Annotated in this window: 13 protein-coding genes; 11 read left to right on the forward strand and 2 right to left on the reverse strand. The window is 63.2% G+C overall.

The window, feature by feature from the left end:
- Positions 1-10: 10 nt before the first annotated feature.
- The 8 genes from HHL25_RS04905 (at position 11) to HHL25_RS04940 (ending at position 6,276) form a co-directional block, all read left to right on the forward strand.
- Complete coding sequence (locus HHL25_RS04905; protein WP_169587817.1) at positions 11-1,345, forward strand: pyruvate dehydrogenase complex dihydrolipoamide acetyltransferase; 1,335 nt, start codon at positions 11-13, stop codon at positions 1,343-1,345.
- 16 nt (positions 1,346-1,361) lie between these two features.
- A complete protein-coding gene (locus HHL25_RS04910) occupies positions 1,362-2,000 on the forward strand; it encodes an SGNH/GDSL hydrolase family protein (RefSeq protein WP_169587819.1) in 639 nt (212 codons plus the stop codon).
- A 93-nt stretch (positions 2,001-2,093) separates the two neighbouring features.
- The gene (locus tag HHL25_RS04915; RefSeq protein ID WP_169587821.1) at positions 2,094-2,333 is read left to right on the forward strand and encodes a YdcH family protein; all 240 of its coding nucleotides are present in this window, start codon (positions 2,094-2,096) and stop codon (positions 2,331-2,333) included.
- Between the two features lie 79 nt (positions 2,334-2,412).
- Positions 2,413-3,858, forward strand: coding sequence for a dihydrolipoyl dehydrogenase (lpdA, locus tag HHL25_RS04920; RefSeq protein ID WP_169587823.1), 1,446 nt, complete (start codon positions 2,413-2,415; stop codon positions 3,856-3,858).
- A gap of 69 nt (positions 3,859-3,927) precedes the next feature.
- Positions 3,928-4,179 carry a GlsB/YeaQ/YmgE family stress response membrane protein gene (locus tag HHL25_RS04925; RefSeq protein WP_169587825.1) on the forward strand — a complete coding sequence of 84 codons (252 nt, stop codon included), beginning with the start codon at positions 3,928-3,930 and terminating at the stop codon, positions 4,177-4,179.
- Positions 4,180-4,222: 43 nt separating this feature from the next.
- Positions 4,223-5,191 carry a lipoyl synthase gene (lipA, locus tag HHL25_RS04930; RefSeq protein ID WP_169587827.1) on the forward strand — a complete coding sequence of 323 codons (969 nt, stop codon included), beginning with the start codon at positions 4,223-4,225 and terminating at the stop codon, positions 5,189-5,191.
- Positions 5,192-5,244: 53 nt separating this feature from the next.
- Positions 5,245-5,814 (forward strand): AAA family ATPase, encoded by a 570-nt coding sequence (locus HHL25_RS04935; RefSeq protein ID WP_169587829.1) that lies wholly within the window; start codon positions 5,245-5,247, stop codon positions 5,812-5,814.
- 9 nt (positions 5,815-5,823) lie between these two features.
- Positions 5,824-6,276 (forward strand): type II toxin-antitoxin system RatA family toxin, encoded by a 453-nt coding sequence (locus HHL25_RS04940; protein ID WP_169587831.1) that lies wholly within the window; start codon positions 5,824-5,826, stop codon positions 6,274-6,276.
- A 4-nt stretch (positions 6,277-6,280) separates the two neighbouring features.
- On the opposite strand, the gene HHL25_RS04945 is transcribed toward HHL25_RS04940, so the two are convergent.
- Entirely contained in the window at positions 6,281-6,778 is a 498-nt protein-coding gene (locus HHL25_RS04945; RefSeq protein WP_169587833.1) for a CinA family protein, read from the reverse strand.
- Positions 6,775-7,983: a bifunctional 2-C-methyl-D-erythritol 4-phosphate cytidylyltransferase/2-C-methyl-D-erythritol 2,4-cyclodiphosphate synthase gene (locus HHL25_RS04950; RefSeq protein WP_169587835.1), complete on the reverse strand. Its 1,209-nt coding sequence runs from the start codon at positions 7,981-7,983 to the stop codon at positions 6,775-6,777. Before HHL25_RS04950 ends, HHL25_RS04945 begins: the two co-directional genes overlap by 4 nt.
- Before the next feature lie 173 nt (positions 7,984-8,156).
- Here HHL25_RS04950 and dusB point away from each other — a divergent pair, with 173 nt between their 5' ends.
- From dusB to ntrC, 3 genes are read left to right on the forward strand one after another with little or no spacing between them, the layout of a single operon-like run.
- Positions 8,157-9,161, forward strand: a complete 1,005-nt coding sequence (dusB, locus tag HHL25_RS04955; RefSeq protein ID WP_169587837.1) for a tRNA dihydrouridine synthase DusB — start codon at positions 8,157-8,159, stop codon at positions 9,159-9,161.
- On the forward strand, positions 9,158-10,294 hold the full coding sequence (locus HHL25_RS04960) for a two-component system sensor histidine kinase NtrB (RefSeq protein ID WP_205927714.1): 1,137 nt from the start codon (positions 9,158-9,160) through the stop codon (positions 10,292-10,294). The genes dusB and HHL25_RS04960 overlap by 4 nt, the downstream gene beginning before the upstream one ends.
- Positions 10,291-11,742, forward strand: a complete 1,452-nt coding sequence (ntrC, locus tag HHL25_RS04965; protein WP_169587839.1) for a nitrogen regulation protein NR(I) — start codon at positions 10,291-10,293, stop codon at positions 11,740-11,742. Before HHL25_RS04960 ends, ntrC begins: the two co-directional genes overlap by 4 nt.
- Positions 11,743-11,840 lie beyond the last annotated feature (98 nt).

Below are 11,840 nucleotides of genomic sequence, written 5' to 3' on the forward strand. Positions count from 1 at the left end.
GGGTCAGCACATGCCGATCAACATTACGATGCCGGCACTCTCCCCGACCATGGAAGAGGGCAATCTTTCGAAGTGGCTCGTCAAGGAAGGCGACAAGGTCAAGGCCGGCGACGTGATCGCCGAGATCGAAACCGACAAGGCGACGATGGAAGTCGAAGCCGTCGATGAAGGCACGGTCGCGAAGCTCGTCGTTCCGGCCGGGACCGAAGCGGTCAAGGTCAACGCGGTGATTGCGATCCTTGCCGCAGACGGGGAAGATCTGGCTGCGGCCGCAGCCGGTGGCGGCGCTGCCGCTGCGGCGAAGGCTGAAGCGGCACCGGTTGCTTCACCGGCACCCGCCGCCACTCCCGCGCCTGTTGCCGCTCCGGCTCCTGCCGCGGCCGCACCGGCACTTGCCAAGTCGGACGGCAACCGCGTCTTCGCATCGCCGCTGGCCCGCCGTCTGGCGAAGGAAAGCGGCCTTGATCTCTCTGCCGTTTCCGGCTCTGGTCCGAGGGGCCGGGTCGTGAAGAGCGACGTCGAGAAGGCTGTCGCAACCGGTGGCGCGAAGGCTGCTCCGGCTGCTGCCGCACCGGCCGCTGCACCCGCGCCGGTTCTGGCAAAAGGCGCATCCGACGAGGCCGTTCTCAAGAACTTCGCCGAAGGCTCCTACGAGCTCGTGCCGCACGACGGCATGCGCAAGACGATCGCCAAGCGCCTGCAGGAATCCAAGCAGACCATCCCGCACTTCTACGTTTCGGTGGATTGCGAGCTCGACGCTCTGCTTGCCCTGCGTGGTCAGATCAACAGCGCCGCGCCTGAAAGGGACGGCAAGCCGGCCTACAAGCTTTCGGTCAACGACATGGTGATCAAGGCTCTGGCACTGGCACTGCGCGACGTTCCGGACGCCAACGTCTCCTGGACCGACAGCGCGATGGTCAAGCACAAGCACGCCGATGTCGGCGTGGCGGTGTCGATCCCGGGCGGCCTGATCACCCCGATCATCCGCCAGGCAGAGACCAAGACGCTTTCGGCGATTTCCAACGAGATGAAGGACCTCGGCAAGCGCGCCAAGGACCGGAAGCTGAAGCCGGAAGAGTATCAGGGCGGCACGACTGCCGTGTCCAACATGGGCATGATGGGCGTGAAGAGCTTCTCCGCGGTCGTCAATCCGCCGCATGCCACCATCCTGGCGGTTGGTGCCGGCGAGGAGCGTGTCGTGGTCAAGAACGGCGAGATGAAGATCGCCAATGTCATGACCGTGACGCTGTCGACCGACCATCGCTGCGTCGATGGCGCGCTCGGGGCCGAACTGCTCGGTGCCTTCAAGCGCTACATCGAAAACCCGATGGGCATGCTGGTCTGAGCGGAAGGCGGGCGTGATGAAGACCGTTCTTGCCTTCGGCGACAGTCTGACCTGGGGTTACGACCCTGAGCTACTGGGCCGCCATGCCTATGAAGATCGCTGGACCAGCGTGCTGCAGGAGGCATTGGGCCACGGGGTCAGGGTGATCGCCGAGGGGTTGAACGGTCGCACGACCGCCTATGACGACCATCTCGCCGATTGCGAGCGCAACGGCGTGAAGCTGTTGCCGAGTGTGCTCGAGACCCACAAGCCGCTGGATCTCGTGATCATCATGCTCGGCACCAACGACATGAAGCGCGGTGTCGCGGGCACGGCGATCGCAGCAACCAAGGGGATGGATCGGCTGATCAAGCTGATCCGCCATCACGACTGGGGTTTCGGTTTCGAGACCCCGGAAATCCTGGTTGTTTCGCCGCCGGCGATCTCTGAGACGGCAAATGCCCATTTTGCGGCCATGTTCCGGGGTGCCCTCGACGAATCGGCGATGTTGGCGAGTTTCTACGGTGACCTCGCGGACGAAGCGGGCTGTGGTTTTTTCGATGCGGGGTCGGTTGCGGAAACCTCCCCACTCGACGGGATCCACCTCGATGCGGAAAGCACGCGGGCGATCGGGCGCGGCCTTGAGCCGATTGTCCGGATGATGCTCGGGATTTGACGTCGCGACGGCAGAAAGTTGATCAAGATCAAGGGAGTGTCGCTTTCGGGTGAATAGTCTGCAGGTATCGACCGACAACAGAGGAGATATCGAATGTCGAACACCCCGCACGAACTGGCGCAGGAGTTTCCGGAGCATGTCGGCAAGATGCACGAGCTCAAGGTGAGCAACGCGCATTTCGCCAAGCTGATGGACAGCTACCACGACGTGAACCGCGCCATTCACCGTGCTGAAACCGAAGTTGAACCGGTTGGCGACACCCAGATGGAGACCATGCGCAAGCAGCGCATGGTTCTGAAGGACGAAATCTACGGGATGCTGACCAAGGCGTAATCGCCTTCGTCTTCATCTCTCGGGAGGGGCTCTGCCGCGTGGCGGAGCCCGGACCGTTCAAACAGGGAGATGAAGACCAGTGTCGAACGCCTATGACGTCATCATTATCGGCTCCGGCCCCGGCGGCTATATTGCCGCGATCCGTGCGGCCCAATTGGGCTTCAAGACCGCGATCGTTGAGCGCGAACACCTCGCCGGCATCTGCTCCAACTGGGGCTGCATTCCCACCAAGGCGCTGCTCAGGTCGGCGGAAGTCCTGCACCTCGCCGAACATGCCAAGAACTACGGCCTGACGCTCGAAGGCAAGATCACCCCCGACCTCAAGGCGATCATCGCCCGCTCGCGCGGTATTGCCGAGCGCATGAACGGCGGCGTCGGCTTCCTGATGAAGAAGAACAAGGTCGACATCATCTGGGGCGAGGCCAAGCTGACGAAGCCGGGCGAGGTCTTGGTTTCGAAGACCACCAAGAAGATCGTCCAGCCGCAGGCGCCCTTGCCGAAGAACACGCTGGGCGAGGGCACTTATACTGCCAAGCACATCATCATCGCCACTGGTGCGCGTCCGCGCGCGCTTCCCGGCATCGAGCCGGACGGCAAGCTGATCTGGACCTATTTCGAGGCGATGAACCCGGATGCCATGCCGAAGTCGTTGCTGGTCATGGGCTCTGGCGCCATCGGTATCGAATTCGCCTCCTTCTATCGCACACTCGGCGTCGAGGTGACCGTCGTCGAGGTCATGAGCCAGGTCATGCCGGTCGAGGACGCCGAGATCTCGGCCTTCGCCAAGAAGCAGTTCGACAAGCAGGGCATGAAGATCCTGCTGGAGGCCAAGGTCGCCAAGGTCGAGAAGGGCGCCAATTCCATCACCGCCCATGTCGAGAAGAAGGACGGCTCGATCGAGAAAATCACCGCCGACCGGATGATCTCGGCCGTCGGCGTGCAGGCCAATATCGAGAACATCGGGCTGGAATCGGTCGGCGTGAAGACCGATCGCGGGTTCATCGCCATCGACGGCTACGGCAAGACGAACGTGCCGGGCATCTATGCGATTGGCGACGTCGCCGGCCCGCCGATGCTTGCTCACAAGGCCGAGCACGAAGCCGTCATCTGCATCGAGAAGATCGCCGGCCTGCCGAACGTTCACCCGATGGACAAGGCCAAGATCCCCGGCTGCACCTACTGCAACCCGCAGGTGGCTTCCGTCGGCCTGACCGAGGCCAAGGCGAAGGCGGAAGGCCGCGACATCCGCGTCGGTCGCTTCCCCTTCGTCGCCAACGGCAAGGCCATCGCGCTCGGCGAAGACCAGGGCATGGTCAAGACCGTCTTCGACAAGAAGACCGGCGAACTCCTGGGCGCGCATCTGGTCGGCGCGGAAGTGACCGAGCTGATCCAGGGTTTCGTCGTGGCGATGAACCTCGAGACGACAGAGGAAGAGCTGATGCACACGATCTTCCCGCATCCGACCATTTCCGAGACGCTGAAGGAAAGCGTGCTGGATGCCTATGGCCGGGCGCTCAACGCCTAAGGTCGAGTTGTGACACCGGGATCCGCCGCCTATATAGGGGACGGATTTCAGCGAGGGAGTTCGCGAAAGATGGCTTTCGAGATTGGTTGGTTTCTGGCGCTCGTCATTGGCGGCCTGGCGGGATGGCTCGCCGGCAAGTTCCTCGACATGCGCTTCGGCATCTTCATGAACATCGTGATCGGCATTGTCGGCGCGGTGCTTGCCGCAGCCGTGTTCCGCCGCTTCGGCATCGTCGTCGAAGGCGACTGGCTCGGCTATCTGCTGACCAGCTTCGTCGGCTCGTGTCTCTTGTTGTACGCCGTCAAGCTCATCCGGCGCTAAGTTTTCGTGAGGCCGCCGGACGGCGGCAAAGGCAGGTAAGATCATGGTCACCATCCTCGACAGGACCAATCCCGAGGACAAGCGCGTCCGCCATCCGGAAAAGGCCCATCGGCCGGACACGGAGGTGATGCGCAAGCCGGAATGGATCCGCGTCAAGGCGCCGACCTCCAAGGGCTATGCCGAGACCCGCTCGATCGTGAAGGACAACAAGCTCGTCACGGTCTGCGAGGAAGCCGGCTGCCCGAACATCGGTGAGTGCTGGGACAAGAAGCACGCTACCTTCATGATCATGGGCGAAATCTGTACGCGCGCCTGTGCCTTCTGCAACGTGGCGACCGGCAAGCCGAACGCGCTTGATCCGGACGAACCGGAAAATGTCGCCAAGGCCGTGAAGCAGATGGGCCTTTCGCACGTTGTCATCACGTCAGTCGACCGTGACGACCTCGATGACGGCGGCGCCGAGCATTTCGAGAAGGTTATCTGGGCGATCCGGGCGGCTTCGCCGGCAACCACCATCGAGATCCTGACGCCGGACTTCCTGAAGAAGCCGGGCGCGCTGGAACGCGTTGTCGCGGCAAAGCCGGACGTGTTCAACCACAACATGGAAACGGTGCCCGGCAACTATCTGACCGTTCGTCCCGGTGCGCGCTATTTCCATTCCGTGCGGCTGTTGCAGCGGGTCAAGGAACTCGACCCGACGATGTTCACCAAGTCCGGCATCATGGTCGGCCTCGGCGAGGAGCGCAACGAAGTGCTTCAGCTCATGGACGATCTCAGGACCGCCGACGTCGACTTCCTGACGATCGGCCAGTACCTGCAGCCGACCCGCAAGCACCACCAGGTGATGAGCTTCGTCACGCCGGATGAATTCAAGTCCTACGAGACCGTCGCCTATGCCAAGGGCTTCCTGATGGTGTCGTCGAGCCCGCTGACCCGCTCTTCGCATCATGCAGGCGACGACTTCGCCAGGTTGAAGGCGAACCGGGAAAAACTGCGCGGCGACCGCGCATAGCATTCCCGTCATGTTTCGGCGCTAGGCCTCTTCTCCTGCAAGGAGATCACCGAATGCCGAACTTCGTGGGAATAGAGGTTGCCGTCGAGGTGCTGAACGCGGCGCAACGGGTCATGGTCGTCGGCTGTCCGGGTGGCGGCAAGAGCACCTTGTCGCAGGCACTCTCTGCGCATTTCGGCTTGCGCTACATCTCCATGGACAAGGAGTTCTTCTGGCTGCCGGGCTGGGTCGCCCGTCCGCGCGCCGAACAGCGGGCGTTGATCACGGAGGCTGTGGCCGGCGAGCGCTGGATCATGGATGGCAGCAATCCGACAAGCTTTGATCTGCGCGTGCCTCGCAGCGATCTCGTCATATGGGCCCGCATGCGAAGACTGCTGTCGCTTTGGGGCGTGTTGACGCGGGTCGCAAAGACCTATGGTCGTACCCGTCCGGATATGGCCTCGGGCTGTCCGGAACAACTGCCAGACCGGGCGTTCCTGCGCTATATCTGGAACTTCGAGAGCGTTCACGGGCCGGTTTTCGTGCGAAACATCGATCTCCATGGTCCCGATGTCCCGGTTGTCGTGCTGAATTCACGTGCGGAAATGCGTTGCATGCTTGATCTCGCCGGTGTCCGGGCTTAATCCCGGCTTATGCCGCAGTTCGAAACCCGCCGCCCTGTCAGACACTCTCCGGAACAGATGTTCGCGCTCGTCGCCGACATTGGCCGTTATCCGGAATTCCTGCCGCTCTGCGAGGCGCTCACCATCCGGTCGCGCCGCGAGCGCGACGGCAAGGAGCTGCTCGTCGCCGACATGACGGTGGGATACAAGGCGATCCGCGAGACTTTCACGACCCAGGTCCTCCTGGTTCCGGCCGAACGGGTGATCGACGTGAAGTATATCGAGGGGCCGTTCCGCTATCTCGACAATCGCTGGCGCTTTGAGGAAACCGCGGATGGCGGTTGCCTCGTGCATTTCTTCATCGACTACGAATTCAAGAGCCGCATCCTCGGCGCCTTGATGGGCTCTATGTTCGACCGTGCCTTCCGGATGTTCGCCGAGGCCTTCGAGGCCCGCGCGGACAAGATCTACGCCGCGGCCTGAGGCCTCAGCCGGCCGCCTCTCTCAGCATTTCCAGTGCCGTCCTGACGGTCGCCAGTCTTATCCCCTCGCGGCCGAGATCGCCGTAGCGCATCTCCTTGTGCAGGAGGACGCCGCCGCGCGAGCGCGCGGCGATATGCACGAGACCGACCGGCTTCTCGTCCGAACCACCGCCCGGGCCGGCAATGCCGGTCACGGCAACGGCCAGGTCGGCCCCGGACCGGGCCAGCGCACCGGCGACCATCTGGAGCGCGGTTTCGCGCGAGACGGCGCCGAAGCCGGCGAGAGTGTCTGACGTCACGCCCAGCAGGTCCATTTTCGCCTGGTTCGAATAGGTGACGAAACTGCGGTCGACCACGGCAGACGATCCGGAAATCTCGGTCAGGGCGCCGACGATCAGCCCGCCGGTGCAGGATTCGGCCGTCGCGACGGTCAGGCCGCGTTCGGCAAAGCTCGCGATGATCCGTGCCGCCAGGGCTTCGATGTCGGGCGGGAAGAGGCTCATGCCGAGCCACCATACACGACGGTCGCCGTGGCGATCGCGGCAATGCCCTCCCGCCGCCCGACAAACCCGATCTTCTCGTTGGTCGTCGCCTTGACCGAGCAGCGGTCAAGAGAAATGCCGAGGATCTCCGACAGTTTCTCGCGCATTTCCTGGCGATGGGGGCCGATCTTCGGCGCTTCCGCGATCAGCGAGATGTCGGCGTTCATGATGGTGCCGCCGGCTTCGCGGACGATTTTTGCCGCATGTTCGAGGAAGATGCGGGACGGTGCCCCCTTCCACTGCATGTCGGACGGGGGGAAATGGTCGCCGATATCCCCGGCGCCGCAGGTGGCGAGCAAGGCGTCGGTCAGGGCGTGGAGTGCCACGTCGGCATCGGAATGGCCCTTGAGCTTCTGGTCGTGGGGTATGAAGATCCCGCAGAGCGTGACGCCGTCTCCGGGCTCCAACTGGTGAACGTCATAGCCGTTGCCCGTCCGCACGTCCGGCAAAGTGGGGGCGGAGAGCTTGGCGTCGGCCATGGCGATGTCCTTCTGCAGGGTCAGTTTCACGTTTTCCGGCAGGCCCTCGACGAGGCGGACCTCGAGCCCGGCCCATTCGGCGATCGACGCGTCGTCGGTGAAGTCGGAGCGGCCGCTGTCGGCGGCGCTCTCGTGGGCGGCAAGGATCACGGGCAGGGAGAAGGCCTGCGGCGTCTGGGCCGCGAACAGGCCGGCGCGGGAAACCGTCTCCGCTACGTGGCCGTTCTCTGTTCCACGTTTCAGCGTGTCGGTGACCGGCATGGCCGGCAGGACGCAGGTCTCGCCGTCATCGAGCGCGTCGGCGATGCGGTCCAACAGGCTTTCATCGATGAAGGGCCGCACCGCGTCGTGGATCATGACATGCGTGACGCCCGCATCCGCCATTGCGCGCAGTCCGGCGAGCACCGACGCCTGGCGGGTGCTGCCGCCTAGCGCTGTTTTCACGCCTTCGGCGCCTTCCACCTGTCCGCGAGCCGTCTCGAAGAACGCCACGTCGTCCGGGTGAATGACGGAGACGATCGTTGCCGTTCTCGGCCAGGCGAGGAAGGCTTCGAGTGTGCGGGCGATCACAGGCTTTCCGCCGATTCGTCGGTATTGTTTGGGACCTTCCACCGATGTACCGGCCCGTTCGCCGCGGCCAGCGGCGACAACAATGATGCCGATCGAGGTCCTGCCATCCTGCTGCATTTTGCCTTCCGGTCCGTGACACATGAATTTCGCAAGCGAGGTCTATCGGCTCGAACGTTGATTTTCCAGCAGTTGCTTGAAATTTGTCGGGAGGCTCAGGATACCCCCTTGGCAAGACTGGAATTAGTGTCTAAAAATCGTGCAGTTACTCAGAGTGCCCGAAAGATAGTCAATTGTATTCAAACGCGCTGAATTCGCCCTTCGAGATCGGAACGGTCGCGATCCGCAATCGCGTGATCCTCGCGCCGATGTCGGGCGTCAGCGATCTGCCGTTCCGGCAAATGGCGTGGCGCTTCGGTGCCGGTCTCGTCGTGACCGAGATGGTGGCGAGCCGCGAACTCGTCCACAACGCCGCCGAGTCGTGGTCGCGCCTGCAAGGGGCAGGGCTCACTCCGCACATGGTGCAACTCGCCGGTCGTGAGGCGCACTGGATGGCGGAAGCCGCGCGTATCGCAGAGGCCAACGGCGCCGACATTATTGACATCAACATGGGATGTCCTGCGAAAAAAGTGACGGGCGGGTATTCCGGATCTGCATTGATGCGCGATCCCGATCATGCGCTTTCGTTGGTGGAGGCGACGGTCAACGCGGTCAAGGTGCCGGTGACGCTGAAGATGCGGCTCGGCTGGGACGAGACCATGCTGAACGCCCCGGAGATCGCGGCCCGGGCGGAGGCTGCCGGCGTGAAGATGATCACCATTCACGGGCGCACCCGGATGCAGTTCTACGAAGGGCGTGCCGACTGGGATGCGATCGCGGCTGTCCGCTCTGTGATTTCGGTTCCGCTTGCGGCCAACGGCGATGTCGAAAGCCGGGAAGATGCCGGCGAAATCCGGCGGCGCTCGGGCGCCGATGCCGTGATGGTCGGGCGCGCCTGCCAAGGGCGCCCCTGGCACGCGGGCTGGATCGCCGGCGATGCCGGACCGAAAATGGACGAGATCGCCGATCTGGCCGCGGAGCACTACGACATGATGATGGCGCATTACGGTCGTGACGTCGGCGTGCGCCATGCGCGCAAGCATGTCGGATGGTATCTCGATCGTTTTGCGCCGGCGGTTCCGGCAGCTCGGAAAGTGGAAATCATGACATCGAAGGACGCGGATTTCGTGTCGCGGACGTTTTCGCGCTGTATCGCGGATGCGATACGGGACGGCGAAGGCCGGCGGGAGGCAGCATGATGGTGCAGGCAGGCGGCGGCGGACTGGCGATGGCGGTGCTCAACGCCATCCAGCATCCGGTCATCATGATCGATTCGGACGGACACGTGGCCTTCGCAAACTGGGAGGCCGAGGCCTTTTTCGGCGCGAGTGCCAGCCATCTGGCGCGACATCGGATCTCGACCTTCATTCCGTTCGGCAGCCCGCTGCTTGCACTGATCGAGCAGGTGCGCGAACGGCGGGCACCGGTGAACGAATACCGGGTCGATCTTTCCTCGCCACGGCTGGGACAGGACAAGCTCGTCGACCTCTATGTGGCGCCGGTGCTGAGCCAGCCGGGCAACGTCGTCGTGGTGCTGCAAGAGCGGTCGATGGCGGACAAGATCGACCGACAGCTCACCCATCGCACGGCGGCCCGTTCGGTCACCGGACTTGCCTCGATGCTTGCCCACGAGATCAAGAACCCGCTTTCGGGCATTCGTGGCGCGGCCCAGTTGCTCGAGACCTCCGTTCCTGACGAGGACCGGGCGCTCACCCGCCTGATCTGCGACGAGACGGATCGCATCGTGTCGCTGGTCGATCGGATGGAGGTCTTTTCCGACGAACGTCCGGTCGATCGTGTCGCGATCAACATCCACTCGGTACTCGACCATGTGAAGGCGATCGCCAAGGCGGGGTTTGCGCGCCACCTGCGCATCGTCGAGAACTACGACCCGTCGCTACCGCCGGTCTATGCCAATCGTGATCAGCTGGTGCAGGTCTTCCTAAACCTCGTTAAGAACGCCGCCGAAGCGATCGGCGATCGCCCGGACGGCGAGATCCAGCTGACGACGGCCTATCGGCCGGGTATCCGTCTTTCGGTGGCAGGTTCCAGAGAGAAGATTTCCTTGCCGCTCGAATTCTGCGTGCATGACAATGGTCCGGGCGTGCCGGCAGACCTGTTGCCGCACCTCTTCGATCCGTTCATCACCACCAAGACCAACGGATCCGGCCTCGGCCTGGCGCTGGTCGCCAAGATCATCGACGGCCATGGCGGCATCGTGGAATGCGACAGCCAGGCGAACCGAACCACCTTCCGCGTCCTGATGCCGGTGTCGAAAGACATCGCGCTCGACGATTCCATTCCGGCGAACTCCACAGGAAGCATCCGATGACTGCCACCATCCTCGTCGCTGACGACGACGCCGCCATCCGCACCGTGCTCAACCAGGCGCTGACGCGCGCCGGCTATGACGTGCGCATCACGTCCAATGCGGCAACCCTCTGGCGCTGGGTTTCCGCGGGCGAGGGGGACCTTGTGGTCACCGACGTGGTGATGCCGGACGAGAACGCCTTCGACCTGCTGCCGCGCATCAAGAAGGCCCGTCCCGACCTGCCGGTTCTGGTCATGAGCGCACAGAACACCTTCATGACCGCCATCAAGGCTTCGGAGAAGGGCGCCTACGACTATCTGCCGAAGCCGTTCGACCTGACGGAGCTCATCGCCATCATCGGCAGAGCTCTCGCCGAGCCGAAGAAGAAGCCGGCACGTCTCGACGACGACATGCAGGATGGCATGCCGCTGGTCGGCCGATCGGCAGCGATGCAGGAGATTTACCGCGTGCTGGCCCGCCTGATGCAGACGGACCTGACGTTGATGATTACGGGGGAATCCGGCACCGGCAAGGAACTGGTGGCGCGCGCGCTGCACGACTACGGCAAGCGCCGCAACGGCCCCTTTGTGGCGATCAACATGGCGGCGATCCCGCGCGACCTGATCGAGTCTGAACTTTTCGGCCATGAAAAGGGTGCGTTCACCGGTGCCCAGACACGCTCAACCGGCCGTTTCGAGCAGGCGGAAGGCGGCACGCTTTTCCTCGATGAGATCGGTGACATGCCGATGGACGCCCAGACACGCCTTCTGCGCGTGTTGCAGCAGGGCGAGTATACCACCGTTGGCGGACGCACGCCGATCCGCACCGACGTGCGCATCGTCGCTGCGACCAACAAGGACCTCAAGCACTCGATCAATCAGGGCCTCTTCCGCGAGGATCTCTATTATCGCCTCAACGTCGTGCCGCTGCGGCTGCCGCCGCTGCGCGACCGCGCCGAGGACATCCCGGACCTGGTTCGCCATTTCATCCAGCAGGGTGAAAAGGAGGGGCTCGACCTCAAGCGGTTCGATAATGAGGCGCTCGAGGTGCTGAAGGCCTATTCATGGCCCGGAAACGTGCGCGAACTCGAGAACGTGGTCCGCCGCCTCATGGCGCTCTATCCGCAGGATGTGATCTCGCGAGAGATCGTCGAGCAGGAACTGCGTTCCGACATCGCCGACAGCCCGATCGCCAAGGCCGGCGTTCCTGCCGGATCGATGACCATTTCGCAGGCGGTCGAGGAGAATATGCGGACCTATTTCGCCAGTTTCGGCGACAGTCTGCCACCGTCGGGGCTCTATGAGCGCGTGCTGACCGAGATGGAATATCCGTTGATCCTTGCAGCGCTCACCGCAACGCGTGGCAACCAGATCAAGGCGGCCGACCTGCTCGGACTGAACCGCAATACGCTTCGAAAGAAGATCCGGGAGCTCGGTGTTTCGGTCTATCGCAGTTCGCGCTCGGCTTGACACCACCTCCGGGCCGTTGCAATTTCGCCACATTGCGTTGCTCAAAAGACACGAAGCCGTGACCCGCGGACGTCGTCGTCGTCTTGATTCGGGAATTG

Origin of the sequence: Rhizobium terricola, from assembly GCF_012927355.1 — a bacterium.
Taxonomy (GTDB): Bacteria; Pseudomonadota; Alphaproteobacteria; order Rhizobiales; family Rhizobiaceae; genus Allorhizobium; species Allorhizobium terricola.

Bases quoted from the DNA above. Each gene is read 5' to 3' on its own strand.
- HHL25_RS04905 (WP_169587817.1), top strand. From the start codon at position 11: ATGCCGATCAACATTACGATGCCGGCACTCTCCCCGACCATGGAAGAG.
- HHL25_RS04910 (WP_169587819.1), top strand. From the start codon at position 1,362: ATGAAGACCGTTCTTGCCTTCGGCGACAGTCTGACCTGGGGTTACGAC.
- HHL25_RS04915 (WP_169587821.1), top strand. From the start codon at position 2,094: ATGTCGAACACCCCGCACGAACTGGCGCAGGAGTTTCCGGAGCATGTC.
- HHL25_RS04925 (WP_169587825.1), top strand. From the start codon at position 3,928: ATGGCTTTCGAGATTGGTTGGTTTCTGGCGCTCGTCATTGGCGGCCTG.
- lipA (WP_169587827.1), top strand. From the start codon at position 4,223: ATGGTCACCATCCTCGACAGGACCAATCCCGAGGACAAGCGCGTCCGC.
- HHL25_RS04935 (WP_169587829.1), top strand. From the start codon at position 5,245: ATGCCGAACTTCGTGGGAATAGAGGTTGCCGTCGAGGTGCTGAACGCG.
- HHL25_RS04940 (WP_169587831.1), top strand. From the start codon at position 5,824: ATGCCGCAGTTCGAAACCCGCCGCCCTGTCAGACACTCTCCGGAACAG.
- HHL25_RS04945 (WP_169587833.1), bottom strand. From the start codon at position 6,778: ATGAGCCTCTTCCCGCCCGACATCGAAGCCCTGGCGGCACGGATCATC.
- HHL25_RS04950 (WP_169587835.1), bottom strand. From the start codon at position 7,983: ATGCAGCAGGATGGCAGGACCTCGATCGGCATCATTGTTGTCGCCGCT.
- HHL25_RS04960 (WP_205927714.1), top strand. From the start codon at position 9,158: ATGATGGTGCAGGCAGGCGGCGGCGGACTGGCGATGGCGGTGCTCAAC.
- ntrC (WP_169587839.1), top strand. From the start codon at position 10,291: ATGACTGCCACCATCCTCGTCGCTGACGACGACGCCGCCATCCGCACC.